15 protein-coding genes are annotated in these 20,830 nt (G+C 70.4%); 7 read left to right on the plus strand and 8 right to left on the minus strand.

The annotated features are described in order from the left end of the window. Positions 1–230: 230 nt before the first annotated feature. A complete protein-coding gene (argS, locus tag GQF42_RS25190; protein ID WP_158923513.1) occupies positions 231–2,006 on the minus strand; it encodes an arginine--tRNA ligase in 1,776 nt (591 codons plus the stop codon). Between the two features lie 141 nt (positions 2,007–2,147). Between argS and lysS the strand changes: the two genes are divergently transcribed. Continuing rightward, positions 2,148–3,890, plus strand: a complete 1,743-nt coding sequence (lysS, locus tag GQF42_RS25195) for a lysine--tRNA ligase (RefSeq protein WP_158923515.1) — start codon at positions 2,148–2,150, stop codon at positions 3,888–3,890. Positions 3,891–3,979: 89 nt separating this feature from the next. On the opposite strand, the gene GQF42_RS25200 is transcribed toward lysS, so the two are convergent. The 3 genes from GQF42_RS25200 to GQF42_RS25210 form a co-directional block, all read right to left on the minus strand. Continuing rightward, positions 3,980–5,227 carry a DUF2637 domain-containing protein gene (locus tag GQF42_RS25200; protein ID WP_199272788.1) on the minus strand — a complete coding sequence of 416 codons (1,248 nt, stop codon included), beginning with the start codon at positions 5,225–5,227 and terminating at the stop codon, positions 3,980–3,982. Positions 5,228–5,391: 164 nt separating this feature from the next. After that, positions 5,392–6,291, minus strand: a complete 900-nt coding sequence (locus GQF42_RS25205) for a DUF3558 family protein (RefSeq protein WP_199272789.1) — start codon at positions 6,289–6,291, stop codon at positions 5,392–5,394. A gap of 122 nt (positions 6,292–6,413) precedes the next feature. Beyond that, a complete protein-coding gene (locus GQF42_RS25210; RefSeq protein ID WP_158923517.1) occupies positions 6,414–7,283 on the minus strand; it encodes a DUF3558 domain-containing protein in 870 nt (289 codons plus the stop codon). Positions 7,284–7,493: 210 nt separating this feature from the next. On the opposite strand from GQF42_RS25210, the gene GQF42_RS25215 reads away from it, so the two are divergent. Then, entirely contained in the window at positions 7,494–8,687 is a 1,194-nt protein-coding gene (locus tag GQF42_RS25215) for an RtcB family protein (protein ID WP_158923519.1), read from the plus strand. A 15-nt stretch (positions 8,688–8,702) separates the two neighbouring features. On the opposite strand, the gene GQF42_RS45020 is transcribed toward GQF42_RS25215, so the two are convergent. Genes GQF42_RS45020 through GQF42_RS25225 form a run of 3 tightly spaced genes read right to left on the minus strand, consistent with a single transcriptional unit; the run spans position 8,703 to position 10,038 of the window. Continuing rightward, positions 8,703–8,879, minus strand: a complete 177-nt coding sequence (locus GQF42_RS45020; RefSeq protein ID WP_199272790.1) for a hypothetical protein — start codon at positions 8,877–8,879, stop codon at positions 8,703–8,705. Further along, positions 8,879–9,640, minus strand: coding sequence for an SDR family NAD(P)-dependent oxidoreductase (locus GQF42_RS25220; RefSeq protein ID WP_158923521.1), 762 nt, complete (start codon positions 9,638–9,640; stop codon positions 8,879–8,881). Before GQF42_RS25220 ends, GQF42_RS45020 begins: the two co-directional genes overlap by 1 nt. Before the next feature lie 59 nt (positions 9,641–9,699). Beyond that, positions 9,700–10,038 (minus strand): YnfA family protein, encoded by a 339-nt coding sequence (locus GQF42_RS25225; RefSeq protein WP_158923522.1) that lies wholly within the window; start codon positions 10,036–10,038, stop codon positions 9,700–9,702. 298 nt (positions 10,039–10,336) lie between these two features. Between GQF42_RS25225 and GQF42_RS25230 the strand changes: the two genes are divergently transcribed. The 5 genes from GQF42_RS25230 (at position 10,337) to GQF42_RS25250 (ending at position 19,033) form a co-directional block, all read left to right on the plus strand. Beyond that, on the plus strand, positions 10,337–11,470 hold the full coding sequence (locus GQF42_RS25230) for an LLM class flavin-dependent oxidoreductase (protein ID WP_158923523.1): 1,134 nt from the start codon (positions 10,337–10,339) through the stop codon (positions 11,468–11,470). Next, positions 11,467–12,042 carry a CE1759 family FMN reductase gene (locus GQF42_RS25235; protein ID WP_158923525.1) on the plus strand — a complete coding sequence of 192 codons (576 nt, stop codon included), beginning with the start codon at positions 11,467–11,469 and terminating at the stop codon, positions 12,040–12,042. Before GQF42_RS25230 ends, GQF42_RS25235 begins: the two co-directional genes overlap by 4 nt. Positions 12,043–12,303: 261 nt before the next feature. Beyond that, positions 12,304–13,041, plus strand: a complete 738-nt coding sequence (locus tag GQF42_RS25240) for a response regulator transcription factor (protein ID WP_158923527.1) — start codon at positions 12,304–12,306, stop codon at positions 13,039–13,041. Further along, entirely contained in the window at positions 13,042–14,484 is a 1,443-nt protein-coding gene (locus GQF42_RS25245) for a sensor histidine kinase (RefSeq protein WP_158923529.1), read from the plus strand. Between the two features lie 157 nt (positions 14,485–14,641). After that, on the plus strand, positions 14,642–19,033 hold the full coding sequence (locus GQF42_RS25250) for a wHTH domain-containing protein (protein ID WP_158923531.1): 4,392 nt from the start codon (positions 14,642–14,644) through the stop codon (positions 19,031–19,033). On the opposite strand, the gene GQF42_RS25255 is transcribed toward GQF42_RS25250, so the two are convergent. Further along, positions 19,002–20,825 carry a phosphatidylglycerol lysyltransferase domain-containing protein gene (locus GQF42_RS25255; protein ID WP_158923533.1) on the minus strand — a complete coding sequence of 608 codons (1,824 nt, stop codon included), beginning with the start codon at positions 20,823–20,825 and terminating at the stop codon, positions 19,002–19,004. The genes GQF42_RS25250 and GQF42_RS25255 overlap by 32 nt on opposite strands. Positions 20,826–20,830 lie beyond the last annotated feature (5 nt).

A 20,830-nucleotide genomic window follows, 5' to 3' on the forward strand; every position in this document is an offset into this window, starting at 1 on the left:
CCAGCATGAACGGAACATAACTCAGGCGAGATCACTACGGCCAATGAGCACCCCCGATGTCACCGCCCCCGTAACTGTCGAAGTCTCCGGGCGGGGAGTCAACCGTACTGAAAGAAGGGTGAGTTGTCACGATCTGGATGTGTGGTTGCCCTGCCCGAAGTTCCCGGCCGGGTGGATGCTCCGCGCCCGGGCAAATGCCGAGGGCGGAGCATCCTGCCGTGTGCATACGGTCAGAGCTTCTCCGGCGTCCTGATGCCCAGCAGGGCCATGCCCTGGTGCAGCGTGCGGGCCGTGACGTCGCACAGGAAGAGGCGGTTCTCCACCTGGGCCGGGGTCTCGGCCTTGAGGACCGGGCACTTGTCGTAGAACGTCGTGTACAGGGACGCCAGCTGGTACAGGTACGCCGCCAGCTTGTGCGGGGCGTACTCGCCGGCCGACTCGGCCACCGTCTCGGCGAACGCGTCCGCGTGCAGGCCCAACGCCCGCTCCGCCGCGGCCAGTTCCAGCTCCGGGTGGGCGACCGGGCGGACCTCGCCGGCCTTGCGCAGGATGGACCGGATCCGGGCGTAGGCGTACTGGAGGTAGACGGACGTGTCGCCGTTGAGCGAGACCATCTGGTCCAGGTCGAACTTGTAGTCCCGGTTCGCCGACGTCGACAGGTCCGCGTACTTCACCGCGCCGATGCCCACCTGGGCACCCCGCTCGGCGATCTCCTCCTCGGACAGGTCCTGGGCCTTTTCCCGGACGACCGCGGACGCGCGCTCGACCGCCTCGTCCAGCAGGTCGACCAGGCGGACCGTCTCGCCCTCACGGGTCTTGAACGGCTTGCCGTCCTTGCCGAGGACCGTGCCGAACGCCAGCTGCGCCGCCGTCACGTCCTCGTTCAGCCAGCCGGCCCGGCGCGCCGTCTCGAAGACCATCTTGAAGTGCAGGGCCTGGCGGGCGTCCACGACGTAGACCATCGTGTTCGCCTTCAGGTTGAAGACCCGGTCGCGGATCGCCGACAGGTCCGTCGCCGCGTAGCCGTAGCCGCCGTCCGACTTCTGCACGATCAGCGGCACCGGGTTGCCGTCCGGGCCCTTGATGTCGTCGAAGAAGACGCACAGGGCGCCCTCGGAGCGGACCGCCACGCCCGACTCCTCCAGGAGCCGGCAGGTCTCGGCCAGCATGTCGTTGTAGCCCGACTCGCCGACGATGTCCTCGTCCCGGATCTCCATGTCCAGCTTCTCGAAGACGGAGAAGAAGTAGATCTTCGACTCGTCCACGAACTTCTGCCAGATGGCGAGGGTCCTGGGATCGCCCGCCTGGAGGTCCACCACCCGGCGGCGCGCCCGCGTCTTGAACTCCTCGTCGGAGTCGAACTTCTTCCGCGCGGCCTTGTAGAGGCGGTCGAGGTTCGACATCGCCTCCTCGCCCGAGGCCGCGGTGTCCTTCGCGGACGCCTTGTGGTCCAGCTCGTGCGGGTGCTCGTCCAGGTACTGGATGAGCATGCCGAACTGGGTGCCCCAGTCGCCGATGTGGTGGCGGCGGATCACGTTCTCGCCGGTGAACTCCAGGAGCTGGACCACCGAGTCACCGATGACGGCGCTGCGCAGGTGGCCTACGTGCATCTCCTTCGCCACGTTCGGCTGCGCGTAGTCGATCACCGTCGTGCCCGGCGCCGCGGCGAGCGGCACGCCGAGGCGGCCCGCCTCGTCCGCGTACCGCGCGGCCAGGTTCCCGGTGATCGCCTTGTCCGCGATCGTGATGTTCAGGAAGCCGGGTCCGGAGACCTCGACGTCCTTGATCACGTCACCCGTGACCACCTGGGAGACGACCTGTGCCGCCAGCTCCCGGGGGTTCGCCTTCGCCTTCTTGGCCAGGGCCAGGATCCCGTTGGCCTGGAAGTCGGCCCGGTCGCTTCGTCGCAGCAGCGGGTCCGCGCCGGCGGCCTCGGGCAGGGTGGCCGAGAGGGCGGACGCGAGGTGCTGCTGGACGGAATCGCTGAGGGACGTGACCGAGGCCATAGGAATGGGTGCCGTTCTCCTCGTGGGGATGGATAGTCCCGGCCAGTATCCCATGGTGGGTAAAGCGGTTTTCGCGGGCGCGACCCGGTCTGTGAGAATGGAGCGTCACCCTGTTGTGCCACCCCGTTCAGAAAGAAGGACGTGCCGATCGTGGCTCAGAGCACCGAGACCACCGACTGGGTCTCCCGTTTCGCGGATGAGGTCATCGAGGAGTCGGAGCGCCGGGCCCCGGGCAAACCGGTCGTCGTCGCGTCCGGCCTGTCCCCCTCCGGGCCCATTCACCTGGGCAATCTCCGCGAGGTCATGACCCCGCACCTGGTCGCGGACGAGATCCGCCGCCGTGGGTATCAGGTCCGGCACCTGATCTCCTGGGACGACTTCGACCGGTACCGGAAGGTGCCGGCCGGCATCGCGGGGGTCGACGACTCCTGGGCCGAGCACATCGGCAAGCCGCTGACCTCGGTCCCGGCGCCGGAGGGTTCGTCGTACCCGAACTGGGCCGAGCACTTCAAGGCCGCGATGATCGCCTCGCTGGCCGAGCTGGGTGTCGAGTTCGACGGCATCAGCCAGACCGCGCAGTACACCTCCGGTGTCTACCGCGAGCAGATCCTGCACGCCATGAAGCACCGGGGCGACATCGACGCGGTCCTCGCCCAGTACCGGACCAAGACGAATCCCGCCAAGAAGCAGCAGCAGAAGGCCGTGGACGAGGCCGAGCTGGAGGCCGAGGAGGGCTCGGGCGCCGCGTCCGAGGACGACGGCAGCTCCGGCTCCGCCGGGTACTTCCCGTACAAGCCGTACTGCGGCACCTGCGAGAAGGACCTGACGACCGTCACGTCGTACGACGACGCCACCACCGAGCTGGCGTACGTCTGCAACGCCTGCGGTTTCACCGAGACCGTCCGGCTCGCCGAGTTCAACCGCGGCAAGCTGGTCTGGAAGGTCGACTGGCCGATGCGCTGGGCGTACGAGGGCGTGATCTTCGAGCCGAGCGGTGTGGACCACTCGTCCCCCGGGTCGTCGTTCCAGGTCGGCGGGCAGATCGTCGGGATCTTCGGCGGCAAGCAGCCGATCGGCCCGATGTACGCGTTCGTCGGCATCTCCGGCATGGCGAAGATGTCCTCCTCGCGCGGTGGCGTGCCCACGCCCGCCGACGCGCTGAAGATCATGGAGCCGCAGATCCTGCGCTGGCTCTACGCCCGCCGCCGGCCCAACCAGTCCTTCAAGATCGCCTTCGACCAGGAGATCCAGCGGCTCTACGACGAGTGGGACAAGCTCGCGGGCAAGGTCGCCGACGGATCCGCTCTGCCGGCCGACGTCGCCGCCCACACGCGCGCTGTCGGCACCGCCGCCGGTGAGCTGCCGAAGACGCCGCGCCCGCTGCCGTACCGCACGCTCGCCTCCGTCGCCGACATCACCGCCGGCCACGAGGACCAGGCCCTGCGGATCCTCTCCGAGCTGGACCCGGAGCAGCCGCTGGCCGCCCTGGACGAGGCCCGGCCCCGGTACGACAGGGCCGAGGCCTGGATCAACACGCACGTCCCCGCCGACCAGCGGACCATCGTGCGCGAGGAGCCCGACGCCGAGCTGCTCAAGTCCCTCGACGAGGCCTCCCAGCAGTCCGTACGACTGCTGCTGGACGGGCTCGCCGAGCACTGGTCGCTCGACGGGCTGACCCACCTCGTGTACGGCGTGCCCAAGGTGCAGGCCGGGTTCTCGGCCGACGCCACGCCCAAGGAGCTGCCGCCGGAGATCAAGACCGCCCAGCGGACCTTCTTCGCCCTGCTCTACCACCTGCTCGTCGGCCGCGACACCGGGCCCCGGCTGCCCACGCTGCTGCTCGCGGTGGGGCAGGAGCGGGTCCGCAAGCTGCTCGGGGAGTAAGAGCACGGAAGAATCCGCGTAAGAAAAAGAGGGGCCCTCCTTTTCGGAGGGCCCCTTTTTTGTGCCGTCAGGCGATCTTTTCCGTGCCGTCAGGCGATGTGGTCCTCTTCCAGTTCCGCGGTGTGGCGGATGGTGAAGTTGCTGACCATGCGCTTGGCCTCCGGGTCCGCGAGGCTGATGCCGAACTCGGCCTCCACGTTGTCGCTGAACTGGCCGGGGGTGGGGTAGCTGCCGTTGATCGACTGGCGGAAGACCTGGTAGAAGGCCTCCTCGTCGGGTTCGCTGCCGCCGCCCCCGCCCAGTTCGCGGGTGCGGTTCGGGCCCACCGGGATGGGGAAGCTGCCGGTCTCCTCCGGGGAGGGCTGCTGGAAGTCCTCCGGCTGCTGCTCCTCGTACCAGTCCCCGTACTCCTCCTCCGGGACGTACTGCGGCTCGGGAGGCAGGTTGTAGGTGGGGTCGTAGCCGCCGTGGTACTCGGCCTGCTGCCGGCCCTGGAACCAGGGACTCTGCTCGTCCGCCTCGGCAGGGTGTTCGGGGTGCTGCATGCCCTGAGGCACGCCCTGAGGTACGCCCTGCTGCGGGACGGGCGCCTGCTGGACGGGACGACCGCCCGGGACGGCGGCGGCCACCGGCAGCTGCGGCTGCGGCTGGGGAGCCGGCGGGAGCAGGACCGGCTCGATGCCCGCCGCCGCGAGCCCCGAGGGGGCCGTCTCCGCCAGCGGGACGCCGTAGCGCGCCAGCCTCAGCGGCATCAGGGACTCCACCGGGGCCTTGCGGCGCCAGGCGCGGCCGAAGCGGGAGCGGAGCCTGGCCTGGTAGACGAGACGTTCCTGTTCCAGCTTGATGACCTGGTCGTAGGACCGCAGCTCCCACAGCTTCATCCGGCGCCACAACAGGAACGTCGGGAGCGGGGAGAGCAGCCAGCGGGTGATGCGGACGCCCTCCATGTGCTTGTCCGCCGTGATGTCGGCGATCCGGCCGATCGCGTGGCGGGCGGCCTCGACCGCGACCACGAACAGGATCGGGATCACCGCGTGCATCCCGACGCCCAGCGGGTCCGGCCAGGCGGCGGCACCGTTGAACGCGATCGTGGCCACCGTCAGCAGCCACGCCGTCTGGCGCAGCAGAGGGAAGGGGATACGGATCCAGGTCAGCAGCAGGTCCAGGGCCAGCAGGACACAGATACCCGCGTCGATGCCGACCGGGAACACATAGGAGAAGTTCCCGAAGCCCTTCTTGATGGCCAGCTCACGGACGGCCGCGTACGAGCCGGCGAAGCCGATGCCGGCGATGATCAGGGCGCCGCCCACGACCACGCCGATGAGTATGCGGTGCATCCGAGTCAGCTGCGGTGGCGCGGCCACTCGTACTCCCCTCCCCTTGCCAGTTGTTGCGCGCAACAGGGTGGCACACGCATACGGCGAACGTGGCATCGGTCAGGCAACGAGTGATGCCCGACCCTCGGCGAACGTCCGGGCGCCCCACCGGAAGCGGCCGGGGATCAGCCCTTCTTGTCCGCCGACTTGGACGGAGATGTACTGGAAGAGGGGGACTTGGACGGCGACTTCGACGCCGGCTTGGACGAGGCGGCCGACGGGGACGCCGAGGACGACGAACCGGAGGACGAGGAACCGTTGTTGGCGGCGGTGACCGCCGTCAGCGCCTCCTTGACCGCCTTCTCGGCGGACTGCGTCAGATCGTCGGCGTTCGGGGTCGAGTCGCCCGCGAGACCGGCACCGTTGTAGTCCAGCGTGACGACCACGTTCTCGACCCGGGCGACCACGGTCTGCTGCTTGAAGAGGCCTTCCTTCTTCTGCAGGTCGTAGCGCACGGTCGTCGCCTCCGAACCCGTGCCGGACAGCGGCACCTCCTTGGTGTTCTTCGCGCCGTCCACCGCCTTGGCGTCCTTGACCTGCTCCGCGAAGTACGTGTGGGCCTGGGCCTCACCGGTGCCGCGCGTCGCGTCCGAGTCGAAGCGCAGCAGCGAGACGTTCAGCCAGCGGAACTGCGAACCCTTCACGCCGTTGTTGTCCAGGCTGCTCCAGGAACAGGACGCGCGGGACGCACTGTCGTCCGAACTGCCCTTCTTGCCTGATGTGTCCTTGGGTACCAGATCCGTCAGGGTCTTCTTCGACAGCACCCCGCACGCGTCGGGAAGCGTCTTGTACGCCGCCGCCTGCACGGTCGGGGACGCGCTCGCCGACGAGGGCGTCTGCGCGCCGTCGGCGGACTGCTTCGTGCTGCTGTCGCCGCCCTTGCTCTTGGCGTCGCCCGAGTCAGACGAGCAGGCGGCGGTGATCAGCACCGCGGGAACGGCTGCCGCGCAGACAAGCACACGGCTCAGGCGCTTGCCACGCCTTCCTTGCTGGGCACGGTCGTCTCGCTGGGCTGCTCGCTGCATGGTTCCTTCACTACGCTCGGTGTTCGTGCGGGTTCCTGCGGGGCCACCGTACGCGGTGAAGGAGCTGTGCGGTTTCCGTTCGCGTTCTTTGCGAATGGGCGAACACGGGACTGCGACGGCCGTCAGCCGCCCAGCGCGTCGGCCAGTTGAGAGGCGAGATTACGGGCCCTGTCCTGCATTTCCTTGCTGTCCGGGACCGTTCCCATCGCCATCGGCTGCTCCGCGTACTCGATGGTGACGAGGACGTTGGACGTGCGGAAGACCACAGTCACCGTCCGCTGTGCGGCCGTCGAACCGGACGTGGCGAGTTGGTCGTCCAGATACGCGTCGTCACCGAGGTCGGTCAGCACCCGCGGCTGCAGATCGGCCGGCGTGCCGCCGGAGGGCGAGGCGGAGCCGGACGCGGACTGCGAGGGCGAGCCGGAGGGGGCGGAGGCGGCACCGCTCGCGGAACCGGACGGGGATGCGGCGCCGGGTGAGGGGGACGACGTCTGGCTCGCCGACGTCGAGGCCGAGGCCGAGGTTGAGGCCGAACTGCTCGGCTCGGGCAGGTTGGCGGCGGTCTGCTGCTCCTCGAACAGCTTCTTCGCCTGGTCGTCGTCGCTGACGGTGTTGTCGTACGACACCACGCGCTCGAAGTCGATGGAGAGGCGGTCGGTGGCGTCGTCGGAGTCGACCTTCCAACGGCAGCCGACCTTGCGGTCGGTGTCGTAGGTCAGCGCGGCCTCGCCCTGGTACGCCTTGTCGCGCTGGCCGGGATCGGCGATCTGTTTGATGCCCGGCAGCATCGAGTCGAGGGTGTCGTGGCCGACCGCGCCGCACGGCTCGGGGAGCGTGCGGTACTTGCCCGGCTGTGCGGCGACCGTCGTCCTGCCGCGGTTGCCGGGGTTGGCGTTGTCCGTCGGGCTGTCGCCGCCCGAGCCGCTCGTGCAGCCGGCCAGCAGCGCCGCGAGGAGGGCGGCGGTGCCGGATACGTACGCCTTCCGCTGCACGGTCGGGCTCCTCTCGGATGTGCGCGCTTGCTGCTCCAGTGTCCCCGCCGGTTATTCGCTTGCCGCAGCGGGGAGCCCCCTGGAGACAATGTGTATCGCACGCACCGCGGTGGATGCCGGTCTCCTGTCCTTTTCCGTCGACTCTGGCCCCGCTTTTGCGTTTTGCTGCTTTTAAGCCTTTTGTTGTCGTACTCGGGGGATGAGGAACGTATGTCGTACGTGGAGATGCCGGGCGCGAAGGTCCCGATCAGGATGTGGACGGACCCCGCGACGGTCGAGGACGTGGCCCTGCGCCAGCTGCAGAACGTGGCGACGCTGCCGTGGATCAAGGGCCTGGCGGTCATGCCGGACGTGCACTACGGCAAGGGCGCGACGGTCGGCTCGGTGATCGCCATGCGGGGCGCGGTGTGCCCGGCGGCGGTCGGGGTGGACATCGGCTGCGGAATGTCGGCGGTGAAGACGTCCCTGACGGCCAATGACCTGCCGGGGGACCTGTCGCGGCTGCGCTCGAAGATCGAGCAGGCGATTCCGGTGGGCCGGGGGATGCATGACGACCCGGTGGAGCCGGGGGACTTCCATGGGCTGGCCACGGCCGGCTGGGACGACTTCTGGGGGCGGTTCGACGGGGTCGCCGACGCGGTCAAGTTCCGCCAGGGGCGGGCGCACCAGCAGATGGGGACGCTCGGAAGTGGAAACCACTTCGTCGAGGTCTGCGCGGACACCACCGGCGCGGTGTGGCTCATGCTGCACTCCGGTTCCCGGAACATCGGCAAGGAACTCGCCGAGCACCACATCGGCGTGGCCCAGAAGCTCCCGCACAACCAGGGGCTTGTCGACCGGGACTTGGCGGTCTTCGTTTCGGACACCCCGCAGATGGCGGCCTACCGCAACGACCTGTTCTGGGCGCAGGAGTACGCCAGGCACAACCGCACGCTGATGATGGCGCTCCTGAAGGACGTGATCCGCAAGGAGTTCAAGAAGGCCAAGCCGACCTTCGAGCCGGAGATCTCCTGCCACCACAACTACGTGGCGGAGGAGCGTTACGAGGGCATGGACCTGCTCGTCACCCGCAAGGGCGCGATCCGGGCCGGCTCCGGCGAGTACGGGATCATCCCGGGCTCCATGGGTACCGGGTCGTACATCGTGAAGGGGCTCGGCAACGAGAAGGCCTTCAACTCGGCCTCCCACGGTGCGGGTCGGCGGATGAGCCGCAACGCCGCGAAGAAGCGGTTCTCGACGAAGGATCTCGAGGAGCAGACCCGGGGCGTGGAGTGCCGCAAGGACTCCGGCGTCGTGGACGAGATCCCGGGCGCCTACAAGTCGATCGACCAGGTCATCGACCAGCAGCAGGATCTGGTCGAGGTCGTCGCGAAGCTCAAGCAGGTGGTGTGCGTGAAGGGCTGACGCCCGTACGCCGGTTCACTTCCCGTGCCGCACCGCGTAGATCATCACGAACGCCACGATGTGGATGCCGAAGAGGAAGTAGCCCAGGTAGTACCAGACCTTGCGTGCGTCCTTGGTCTCCTGGGCCAGGCGGCGCTTTTCGAGGGAGCGCTCGAGGGACTCGAGGGCGTCGGGGGAGTCGGCCTCGGGCATCACGGTTCCCGGTGGACCTTGGTGTTGGAGGCCTGGGCGCGGGGGCGCAGGACCAGGAGGTCGACGTTGACGTGGCTGGGGCGGGTGACCGCCCAGGTGATCGTCTCGGCCACGTCGTCCGCCGTGAGGGGCTCGGCGACGCCCGCGTAGACCTTCTCCGCCTTCTCCTTGTCGCCGGCGAAACGGGTCAGGGCGAACTCGTCGGTCTTGACCATGCCGGGGGCGATCTCGATGACGCGGACCGGCCGGCCGACGATCTCCAGGCGGAGGGTCTCGGCGAGGACGTGCTCGCCGTGCTTGGCGGCTACATAGCCCCCGCCGCCCTCGTAGGTGCCGTGTCCCGCGGTGGAGGACACGACCACGATCACGCCGTCGCCGCTCGCCTCCAGCTTGGGGAGCAGGGCCTGGGTGACGTTCAGGGTGCCGATGACGTTCGTCTCGTACATCGTGCGCCACTCGGCCGGGTCGCCGGTGGCCACCGGGTCCGCGCCGAGCGCGCCGCCCGCGTTGTTGACCAGGACGGCGATCGAGGTGAAGGCCGTCGCGAACTCGTCCACCGCCGCGCGGTCCGTCACGTCCAGCGGGTACGCGGTCGCCGAGTGGCCCGCCCGCGTCAGCTCCTCGGCCAGTGCCTCGATGCGGTCCTTGCGGCGGGCGGTGAGGACGACGCGGTAGCCGGCCTCGGCGAGCTGCCGGGCGGTGGCGGCTCCGATGCCGCTGCTCGCACCGGTGACGACGGCGATGCGGGAGGCGGGGGCCATGCGTAGCTCCTGTGCTCGGTCGGTCTGGTGGTGGTGGCTTCGTCCAGCCTAAGTGAGGCTCAACCGCTGTTTCTCGGCGCCCACATGATCACGGCCATGCCGGTCAGGCAGATCAGCGCGCCGATCACGTCCCAGCGGTCGGGGCGGTAGCCGTCCGCGACCGCGCCCCACAGCAGCGAGCCCGCCACGAAGATCCCGCCGTACGCCGCCAGGATGCGGCCGAAGTGGGCGTCGGGCTGGAAGGTGGCCACGAAGCCGTACGCGCCGAGGGAGAGGACTCCGCCGGCCACCCACAGCCAGCCGCGGTGTTCGCGTACGCCTTGCCAGACCAGCCAGGCACCGCCGATCTCGAACAGCGCGGCGACGACGAACAGGGCGGCGGAGCGGAGGATCGGCATGCGCCCAGCCTGTCACCTGCCGGAGGGCGCCTGAGCGGTGGCCCGTGCCGGTGTGGTGCGGCTGACGCCGCGCAACGGCGGGTGGCCGGCGCCGGACCGCTGGACGCGGTGGGGGGAGCGGCTGCGGGTGCCGGTACGGCTGTGCGGGTGCCGGTACGGCCGAAGCAGCGGACGTCGCGGGTCGTGCTGCGGATCGACACGGTGCGCGGGATCTCGTCCGGCCGGCTGGAATACCCGGGGGCGGGTGACCGTTGGAGGGTTATAGTTGAACGGTCAACAACCTGGAGGGTGAGCGACCATGCAGTTCGGGATCTTCACGGTCGGCGACGTCACGCCGGACCCCACCACGGGGCGGACCCCGACCGAGGGCGAGCGGATCAAGGCCATGGTCGCCATCGCCCAGAAGGCCGAGGAGATCGGCCTGGACGTCTTCGCGACCGGTGAGCACCACAACCCGCCGTTCGTCCCCTCGTCGCCGACCACGATGCTCGGCTACGTCGCGGCGCGGACGGAGAGCCTGATCCTGTCCACGTCCACCACGCTGATCACCACCAACGACCCGGTGAAGATCGCGGAGGACTACGCGATGCTGCAGCACCTGGCCGACGGCCGGGTGGACCTGATGATGGGCCGCGGCAACACCGGGCCGGTGTATCCGTGGTTCGGCCAGGACATCCGCGAGGGCATCAACCTCGCCATCGAGAACTACGCCCTGCTGCGCCGGCTGTGGCGCGAGGACGTCGTCGACTGGGAGGGCAAGTTCCGCACGCCGCTGCAGGGCTTCACGTCCACGCCGCGACCGCTGGACGGTGTCCCGCCGTTCGTCTGGCACGGCTCGATCCGCTCGCCGGAGATCGCCGAGCAGGCGGCGTACTACGGCGACGGCTTCTTCCACAACAACATCTTCTGGCCGGCCGACCACACCAAGCGGATGGTCGAGTTCTACCGGAAGCGGTACGCCCACTACGGGCACGGCACCCCGGAGCAGGCGATCGTCGGGCTCGGCGGCCAGGTGTTCATGCGCAAGAACTCGCAGGACGCGGTGCGTGAGTTCCGGCCGTACTTCGACAACGCGCCGGTCTACGGCCACGGGCCCTCCCTCGAGGACTTCACCGAGCAGACCCCGCTGACCGTGGGCTCGCCGCAGCAGGTGATCGAGAAGACCCTGTCGTTCCGCGAGTACGCCGGCGACTACCAGCGCCAGCTGTTCCTCATGGACCACGCGGGGCTGCCGCTCAAGACCGTGCTGGAGCAGCTCGACCTGCTGGGCGAGGAGGTCGTACCGGTGCTGCGCGAGGAGTTCGCGAAGGGGCGGCCGGCCGGTGTGCCCGAGGCGCCCACCCACCAGTCCCTGCTCACCGCCGCGCGCAAGGCCGGGGAGAAGAAGGCCGAGGGCAAGAAGGCCGAGGACAAGAAGGAGGCCGTCGCATGAGGCTCGTCGTCGTGTCCGCGGGACTGAGCGTCCCGTCGTCCACCCGGCTGCTGGCCGACCGGCTGGCCGCCGCGGTGCAGCGGCAGGCGTCGGCGCCGGTGGACGTGGAGGTCGTCGAGGTGCGGGACCTCGCCGTCGAGATCGCGCACAACCTCACCAACGGGTTCCCCGGCAAGAAGCTCGCCGCCGCGCAGGACGCGGTGGCGGGGGCCGACGGGCTGATCGTCGTCACACCGGTGTTCAGTGCCTCGTACAGCGGGCTGTTCAAGTCGTTCTTCGACGTGCTGGACAAGGAGGCGCTGGTCGGCAAGCCGGTGCTGATCGCCGCGACCGGGGGTACGGGACGGCACTCGCTGGTGCTGGAGCATGCGCTGCGACCGCTGTTCGCCTACCTGCGGGCCGTGGTCGTGCCGACGGGGGTGTACGCCGCCTCGGAGGACTGGGGCGCCGAAGGGCTCGCCGAGCGGATCGAGCGGGCGGCGCAGGAGCTGGCCGCGCTGATGCCGCTGGCGGTGCGGCGGGAGGGGCCGGCCGTGGTTCCCTTCGCCGATCAGCTCGCCGCTCTCCAGTAGCCCCATTTTCGCCCACCCGCCCGGCTCGCGCGGCAAAGGGGCCGCCGTCTCGGGCGGGTGGGGCTTGGCGCCGAGAAGGCTCTGCCCCTTGAAGTCCGGGATGTCCGTGGACCGTCCTTCCTCGCCGGGCCCCGCGCGACGGTGAGAGGACGGTAGGGGGCGAGGCCGGGTTCCGCTGTGACGGTGAGAGGGCGGTAAAAAGGGTGATCGTAGGCCCGCCCGTCCCGACCGAACCGCCGCAGGCCTTGGCAGACTGGGGGCGTGCCCCAGACTGTGCTGCTCGCCGAAGACGACCGTGCCATCCGTCATGCCCTTGAGCGTGCCCTGACGCTGGAAGGGTACGAGGTGACGGCCGTCGCCGATGGTGTGGAAGCCCTGGCCCAGGCCCACAAGACCCCGCCGGACATCCTCCTGCTCGATGTGATGATGCCCGGCATCGACGGTCTCCAGGTCTGCCGGGTGCTGCGCGCCGAGGGCGACCGCACCCCGATCCTCATGCTCACCGCCCTCGTGGAGACCGCCGACCGCATCGCGGGCCTGGACGCCGGCGCCGACGACTACGTGGTCAAGCCCTTCGACGTGGAAGAGGTCTTCGCGCGGCTGCGCGCCCTGCTGCGCCGTACCAGCCCGGTACCCGCCGCCACGAACGGCAACGGCGGCCCGAGCGACTCCGTACGGGCCGACGTGCAGATCTCCGACCGTCAGGTGGAGGCCGCCGGTATCCGCATGGACCTGCAGGCCCGCCGGGCCTGGCGCGGCAAGCGCGAGCTGGAGCTGACCCGGACCGAGTTCGAGCTGCTCGAGCTGCTCGTGCGCAACGCGGGCATCGTGCTCGACCACTCCACCATCTACGACCGCATCTGGGGCTACGACTTCGGGCCGGGATCGAAGAACCTCGCCGTGTACGTCGGCTACCTGCGCCGCAAGCTGGACGAGCCCGGCGCGCCGCAGCTGATCCACACCGTCCGGGGCGTGGGTTACGTGCTGCGGGAGGACTGAGTGGGCCGCCTCGGGCGGCTCCGGCGGTTGCTGGCCCGGCGCCGGCCCAAGCTCGTCTCCCTGCGCACCACCTTCGTCGTCTCCTTCGCGGCCGTCACCGCCGCCGTCACGATCCTCGTCGGCATCCTGTCGTACAGCTCCGCCGCGCGGCTGGTCCGTGTCGACCAGCAGTCGGTGTTCTCGCAGGTCGTGCAGGACGTACGGGACGAGGTACGGCAGCACGAGATGGTCCCCGAGGACTTCTCGTCGTCCCGGCCCGGCCATGACCTGGTCCGGCCGGCCCGCACCGATGTGCAGGTGCTGGGCGCGCAGGGCCAGATCGTGGACCACGGCAACCCGGTGCTGCCCGTCACCTCCCACGACAAGGCGATGGCGCTCGCGCAGACCGCCGGGAAGGTGGTCCAGCACAAGGACGTACTGGTGGACTCGGACCTGTTCCGGGTCGCCACCGTCTCGCTCGGCGACGGGCGGGGCGCGGTCCAGGTCGCGCAGGAGTTCAGCGACACCGAGGACCTGCTGCGCACGCTCCAGCAGCGCACGCTGATCCTGATGGCGGCGGTCGTGGTGGCGGCCGGTCTGTTCGGGTGGTGGCTGGCCCGGCGGATCACCCGGCGCCTGGTGATCCTCACCTCCGCCGCCGAGGACGTGGCCCGCACCCGTCAGCTGGGAATCGAGGTGCCGGTCGCCGGGCTGGACGAGGTGGGCCGGCTCGGGCGGGCCTTCGACCGGATGCTGGGCCGGCTCGCGCAGTCCGAGGAGGACCAGCGGCGACTGGTCCAGGACGCGGGGCACGAGCTGCGCACCCCGCTGACGTCCCTGCGGACCAACATCTCCCTGCTGCGGCGCATCGACGAGCTGCCGCCCGCGACCCGGGAGGAACTGGTCGCCGACCTCAGCCAGGAGGCCCGCGAACTGACCGACCTGGTCAACGAGCTGGTCGACCTCGCCGCCGGGCAGTCCGACACCGAGCCGCCGCAGCGCGTGGACCTCGCGGACATCGCCGAGGAGGTGGTGGGGCTGGCCAAGCGCCGTACCGGTCGCCAGATCGTGCTGCACACCAGCGGTGACACGACCACCGACGGGCGGCCCGGGATGCTCCAGCGGGCGATGTCCAACCTGGTGGAGAACGCGGCCAAGTTCGACCGGGAGGGCAGGGGGCCCATCGAGATCAACGTCACCGGGCCGGCCCGGCCGGGGACCGTGCGGGTCGAGGTGCTGGACCGGGGGCCGGGCATCGCCGAGGGCGATCTCATCCGTATCTTCGACCGCTTCTACCGGGCCGCCGACGCCCGCTCCCTGCCGGGGTCCGGCCTCGGGCTGTCCATCGTGCGCGAGGTCGCCATGGCCCACGGCGGAGCGCCGTTCGCCTTCCGGCGGGAAGGCGGCGGCGTGGTCATCGGGTTCACCGTGGGCGGCGGGATCGTGAAGAGCGGCGCCGTCTGACTGCCGAGGTGAGTACGGGCCGGGGGACGTGCGGGTGGCGCACAGTGCGGGCGAGTGGGTGTCGCTGCGTGAAGTGGCATGTGTGGCACGGGCGTTGGTGGTTACGGTGATGCGGACGACCGGGGTGAAGTGAGCTGGGCGGGAGGGCACGGGTGTGATGACGGGGGCAGTGCAGTACGAGGAGTATCTGCGGCGGTTGGCGGGGGCGGCCGGGGAGCCTTCCGGGCAGTCGCTGAGCGGCCGGGTGGAGGCGCCTGCGCGCACCATCGACGCCTGGCTCGGCTGCCGGGTCGTACCGCGGTGGTCGCACCGGGTGCAGCAGTTCCTCCAGGAACTGGAGTCCTTGGCGGGGGAGCGGCCGCTGTCCCGGTCCGAGTGGGAAGGGCTGCTCGAGGACGCGCGACGGCGGCTGCAGGGGCGGCGCAGGGTGCCCGAGGAGACGGCACGCACCGGTGTGCAGCGGGACTGGCTGCGCGCGGCCGAGGGGTCGCAGGCCTGGAAACGTGTCGCTCCCGAGTGGGCGGACCAGGCAGGAGCGCTGCGCGACCACACACTCGAGGTGGTGAACGGGCTCGCCGAACTGCTCGACACCAAAGGGGAGATGCTCCTGAGGGACCCCTGGTACGACCCGTACCTTCCCGTCCGCACCCTGGTGCGCGCCGATCGCCCGCTGGAACGCATCAAGCTGCGTCTGGACGGGACGCTGGCGCCTGCCGAGGCCGCGCTGATCGTGCTGCTGCCGTTCCTGTACCAGGTGCGGCTCGCCTGGACCGTGGACCAGCTTCACCATGTCGATCCGACGGACCTGGACGACCGGGTGAGGCCGGGGGACACGGAGCGCAGCGGCTACGCCGCCGTCCTGCGCGACCACAAACAGCTCATCCGGCAGGCGCGGCGCGGTGACAGCCTGCCGGACCGGAGCGACGGGCGGCAGGAGGCCGGCTGGTGGCTGTTCCACCAGTGGGTACGACCGCAGACGAGGCAGCCGGGCAGGCTGGACGACGTGCTCGACGCCCTGGGTGTCGTGGCGGACGTCATGCGGCCCGTGCTGGCCCCGTCGCTGCTCGGCCGGCTGCTGTCCTGCGCGCACCGCAGGCCGCGCGAGCTGTTCGGCACGAAACAGGAAGAGGCGCTGGACGTCAACTCGTTCGAGGTGCGTTTCCCCGGACAGGACACCCAGGAGGTGCGCGAACGCCTGGTGGGCCCCCTGTTCGCGATCGCCCACGCCATGGCGGTCGAGGCGACGGAACTGCCGTCGGTGGTGGTCAAGCACGTGGGGATTCCGCAGCCGGTCGATCCCGAACGGTTGCTGAGGACGCTCAAGGAGGCCGACTGGAGGTCGGTCGAGGACACCGTGGCCCTCAGTGCCGACTGCGAACACCCCGCGGTCGTGGCCGCGCTGACCGAGCACACCCGGCACGTCGACGCCCTGCTGCGTGAGACCCACCGGGCCCGGCCCGCGGTCCCGGAGTTCGCCGCCCTGCCGGTGTACGCGCATGCCGACGGGGTGCGGGAGGTGGATGACCGGGGGGCGCCCCGGCAGACCGGCGAGGTGATCCGGTTCCGGCTGGACGAGGAGCGGGTCCAGGAACTCCTCATGGGCGAGAACCTGTACCGCGACCGCAGCCTCGCCATCCGGGAGCTGTACCAGAACGCCCTGGACGCCTGCCGGTACCGGCGTGCGATCGAGTACCAGCACAACGGAGGGGACACGTTCCCAGGGAAGATCACGTTCGAGCAGGGCCGCGACGACGACGGGAGGTACTACCTGGAGTGCCGGGACAACGGCATCGGCATGGACGAGACCGTGCTGGCCGAGGTGTTCTCGCGGGCCGGGGTCCGTTTCAGCGATCACGCCCGTTCCCGCAAGGAGCGGACGCCGGCGGGCGACGACGGGATCAAGGTCCGGCCGAACAGCAGGTTCGGCATCGGCGTGCTCAGCTACTTCATGCTCGCGGACGAGATCAGGGTGACGACGCGGCACATGCCCATGGACGGCGTGCAGTCGGCGGAGCTGACCGTGCTGATCACCGGCCCGGGGCACTACTTCCGCGTGTCACGCACCGAGCCGCAGTCGGGCGAGATCGGCACCAGGGTCCGCCTCTATCTCCGGGAGGACAACGCTCCTTCCTGTGTACGGGAGTTGCGCAGGCTGCTGGGGATCGCCGAGTTCCACACCGAGGCCTTCCACGGCAAGTCGCTCAAGGCCGCCTGGAAACCCGGAGCGCTGGAGACCCGGCAGGCCACGGGGGAACGGGCGGCCGGCATCGTCGCGCACGGGCGCACGGTCTCCTGGCCGCCCGAGGGTGACGTCCGGTGCGTGGACGGGCAGGTGGTGTGGTGCGAGCAGGGCGGGGGCATCCTCGCCGACGGCATCCTCATCGAGCCACGGGTACGGCACGGGGTGCTGGCCGGGCCCGGGCAGGACGGGCGGCTGCGCGGGGCTGTGGTGAACCTGGCGGGCGGGACCCGGCCCAAGGACCTGTCCGTGGACCGCTCGGAGATCCTGGACCAGGACGTGGACCAGGTGGTCGAGAAGCTGGTCACGCAAGCGCTGCCGGCCCTGCTCGCCGCGGACCCGCCCCTGCTGACCAGCGACTGGCTGGCCGACGTGGCGGTGAGCAGCCCGCGCCTCGCGGACATCGTGACCGAGGCGGCGGGGAAGGAGGGCGTCCTGCTCGAGGCGAACGGGCACGCCACGCCGGTGGCGACGGTGGGGTTCTTCCCGCCGGACGTCGATCTTGTGCACCGTGTTCCCAGGACGGCCTACTGGGCCGACTACGTCCGGGGCGCCGGCCGCAGGCCCGACGCCGTCACCTTGCTGTGGCGGTTGCTCGCCCACCGGCCGAACCCCGAACTCACGGCTCTGACCGGAATCGTCCCGGAGCTGGCCCGGATCACCGACGTACTGCCGGCAAGGCCGTCGGACCTGCTGCTGCGCTCCTACGACAGCGCCGGCTCACGGGCCTGGATCACCCATGATGACCTCGAGGGATCCGCCTCCCCGGCGCATGCGGTGTCGGCGGCCATGGCCTGCGGGGCGTCGTACGACGAGGTGCTGGCCCGCATGGAACTGCTGCGCCTGCCCGTGCCGGAGCGCTCCGGCGCCAAGGTCGCCGCCGACTCCACCACGGTGACGTTGCTGGACAAGGAACTGCGCGGGCCGCAGGGGGACTTCGATGCGTACCGTTGGCTCTCCACGGCGGACCACGTGCCCCCGGGGCACATCGTCAAGGCACATCTCATGCTGAACATCCGCATCGAGGACGTGGTCGGCCGTCTCAGGACGCTGGGCTTCCCCGTGCCCGAGACGGGTATGCGGGCGGAGACTCCCGAGGACTGGGTGCCGCTCCTGCTCAGTGAAGACCTCGACGGTGAGTTTCCCTGGCTGCAGCCGCACCAGAGGGTCGTTGCGGGGCGGGTGCTGGACGCCGTGCGCCGGCTCCGCCGTCCGCTGGGGGAGATCGTCGAGCGGTTGACGGACTACGGACTGCGTCCGGAAGTGGGCGCACTGGACGAGCGGTCGGCGCGGGAGGTGCTGAGGCTGAGCGCCGAGTGGGGATGGAACGACAAGGTGCTGCGCCGGCTCGATGTGCACGAGCCCGTTCCGCCCGGCCCCCTCGTCATGGCCTGCCGAAGGTCGGGCACGGCGCTCGCCGATGTCGCGCGCCGGATGGAGGAGCTGGGGTTCTGCGTCGGCAGTCTGCCCGACCGGGTCGAGGACGCGGACGCGCCGCTCCTGGACTTCGCCAACGGCCGGGAGGTTCCGCTGGAGGCGCTGGTCGACCGTGCCGCCGACAGCGGGCTGTCCCTGGCGGCGGCGGCCGCACGCATGCGTGCCTATGGTCTGTGTCCGCAGGACGCCGTCCTCCCGGACCACATGGCTGCGGACGACGCCAAGGTGCTCATCGACGTCGCCAGGAGCCTACAGCGGGGCGGAGGGTCCCTGACCTCGTCGATCGTGCCCATGCTCACGGTGCTGCAGACGGCGGAGAGGAACCGCCTGTCGCCGCAGGCCGTGATCGACTGCCTCCACCGCTACGGCGTGCGGACCTCGCACGCCACGGCACCCACCAGGCCGGGCAGGCACGACTCCGAACTCGTCGGCGTCGGGCTCGGCATCGACCATGTCTCCTGGGACCGCCCGGTGCCGCCGTTCCACCTGGTCACCGTCGCGCCCGCGCTCCTGATGGAGCGGGACGCCGTCATCGGGCGTCTGGTCGAGTTCGGGCTGCAGGTACCCACGCAGGCACTGGACGAGCTGACGGACGAGGACCTGGACCTGTGCCGGGACGGTTTCGGCCGGGATCGCACGGAACTTCCCCTCCGGCTGGGCGACCCGATCGACGACTACCTGACCATCGCCCGCGAGTCCGGAGTCCCCCTCGAAGAGCTGCTGCCCTCCCTCACCCGCCTGGGCGTCGACCTCCCGAAGGTGGCCGCAGCCGTCCGCGCCGCCCTCCCGTACGTCCCCGGGCTGGTCATGGCACCCGGGGACGACGCGCCACAGACGGCTCCTACGACTTCCCGCCCATCCCCGGCAACGTGAGGAACCCCTCCGCCCGTGCCGAAGCCAGACCGATGCGGGGAATGTCGCTGGACTTGGCGAAGAGCAGGAAGCGCGGCTCCCACACCGGGCGGTACTTGGCGTTGGCGCGGTAGAGGGACTCGATCTGCCACCAGCGGGAGAAGAAGGTGAGGACGGAGCGCCACAGGCGCAGGACGGGGCCCGCGCCGAGGCGGGCGCCGCGTTCGAAGACGGCGCGGAACATGGCGAAGTTCAGGGAGACCCGCTGGACGCCCAACTCCTTCGCCTGCAGGAGCAGTTCCACGACCATGTACTCCATCAGGCCGTTCTCGCAGTCGCGGTCGCGGCGCATCAGGTCCAGGGAGAGGCCGTGCTCGCCCCAGGGGACGAAGCTGAGCAGGGCGCGCGGTTCGTCGTTCGCGTCGCGGCACTCCAGCATGACGCAGCGGCCGTCCGCCGGGTCGCCGAGCCGGCCGAGGGCCATGGAGAAGCCGCGTTCGGTGGCGCCGTCGCGCCAGTCGTCGGCGCGCTGGACGAGGACCGCCATCTCGTCGGCGGGGATGTCCTCGTGGCGGCGGATACGGACCGTGTATCCGGCCCGCTTGACCCGGTTGTGGGCCTGGCGGACCACGCGCATCGCACGGCCCTCGAGGGTGAAGTCGGCGATGTCGACGATCGCCTCGTCACCGAGTTCGAGGGCGTCCAGGCCGTGGCGGGCGTAGATCGTGCCGGCCTCCTCGCTCGCACCCATGACGGCCGGGGTCCAGGCGTGGCGGCGGGCCTCGGCGAGCCAGGCGTCGATGGCGCCGGGCCAGGCCTCCGGGTCGCCGATCGGGTCGCCGGAGGCGAGGGAGACCGCGCCGATGACGCGGTAGGTGACGGCCGCCTTGCCGGTGGGGGAGAAGACGACGGCCTTGTCGCGGCGCAGCGCGAAGTAGCCGAGGGAGTCGCGGGCGCCGTGCTTGTCGAGCAGGGCGCGCAGTTTCTCCTCGTCCTCGCCGGTGAGCAGCCGGCGTCCGCGCGGGGAGCGGAAGCAGGCGTACAGGACCAGGCAGAAGGCGGCGGCGAGCAGGAGGTTGATGATGATGTCGGCCCAGCGGGGCGCGTGCACGGAGTCGACGCGGTCGGCGAGCGGGCCGACGCTGATGCCGCGCAGCAGGGTGTAGGCCAGTTCCTCGAGGAGCGGCGCGTGCGGCAGTTTGTTGGTGGCGTGCACGAGCAGGGTGCCGAGGCCACCGGTCAGCAGGACCCCGCCGGCGCCGACGGCCAGCGCGAGCCTGGGGTTGGAGGGGTCGCCGACGGCGTTGAACTCACGGCGGCCGATCAGCAGTGCGGCCACGAAGAGACCGGTGAGGGCCGTGGAGACCCAGTTGAAGGCGTGGTCGCGGAACGGGTGCTGGGTGAGGGCGAGGACGTAGAGCACGAACAGGGGCCCGGCGAGCAGGATGTTGACCACCCAGGCGGCCCGCTTGCCGCGCCGCATCACCAGGGCCAGGAAGATCGCCGCCGCGGCCGAGGCCAGGCCCGCGGTGGCCAGGTACGGGGTGAAGAACTGGCCGGCGTGGTGCGTGTGCGCGTGGACGTGGCGGGCGGTGAAGATCTTGCCGTCGTTGTGTTCCTGCACCTCTCTGCGGAACGGCAGCGACATCACCGCGATGATGTTGAAGACGGCGGCCATCCGCAGGTACCACACGGTGGCCGAGGCTGCCACCGCGCGCACCCGTGGGCTGGGCGCGGGCAACTGGAGCGAGCGGCGCGTACCGCGCTGGCCGGGGACCTGCGCGGAGGTCACGGTCGACTGCTGTGCGGGCATGGTGA

Source organism: Streptomyces broussonetiae (assembly GCF_009796285.1).
GTDB classification, from domain to species: Bacteria; Actinomycetota; Actinomycetes; order Streptomycetales; family Streptomycetaceae; genus Streptomyces; species Streptomyces broussonetiae.

Bases quoted from the DNA above. Each gene is read 5' to 3' on its own strand.
- GQF42_RS25250 (WP_158923531.1), top strand. From the start codon at position 14,642: ATGACGGGGGCAGTGCAGTACGAGGAGTATCTGCGGCGGTTGGCGGGG.
- GQF42_RS25215 (WP_158923519.1), top strand. From the start codon at position 7,494: ATGTCGTACGTGGAGATGCCGGGCGCGAAGGTCCCGATCAGGATGTGG.
- GQF42_RS25220 (WP_158923521.1), bottom strand. From the start codon at position 9,640: ATGGCCCCCGCCTCCCGCATCGCCGTCGTCACCGGTGCGAGCAGCGGC.
- GQF42_RS25230 (WP_158923523.1), top strand. From the start codon at position 10,337: ATGCAGTTCGGGATCTTCACGGTCGGCGACGTCACGCCGGACCCCACC.
- GQF42_RS25200 (WP_199272788.1), bottom strand. From the start codon at position 5,227: ATGCACCGCATACTCATCGGCGTGGTCGTGGGCGGCGCCCTGATCATC.
- GQF42_RS45020 (WP_199272790.1), bottom strand. From the start codon at position 8,879: ATGCCCGAGGCCGACTCCCCCGACGCCCTCGAGTCCCTCGAGCGCTCC.
- GQF42_RS25205 (WP_199272789.1), bottom strand. From the start codon at position 6,291: ATGCAGCGAGCAGCCCAGCGAGACGACCGTGCCCAGCAAGGAAGGCGT.
- GQF42_RS25235 (WP_158923525.1), top strand. From the start codon at position 11,467: ATGAGGCTCGTCGTCGTGTCCGCGGGACTGAGCGTCCCGTCGTCCACC.
- GQF42_RS25255 (WP_158923533.1), bottom strand. From the start codon at position 20,825: ATGCCCGCACAGCAGTCGACCGTGACCTCCGCGCAGGTCCCCGGCCAG.
- argS (WP_158923513.1), bottom strand. From the start codon at position 2,006: ATGGCCTCGGTCACGTCCCTCAGCGATTCCGTCCAGCAGCACCTCGCG.
- GQF42_RS25225 (WP_158923522.1), bottom strand. From the start codon at position 10,038: ATGCCGATCCTCCGCTCCGCCGCCCTGTTCGTCGTCGCCGCGCTGTTC.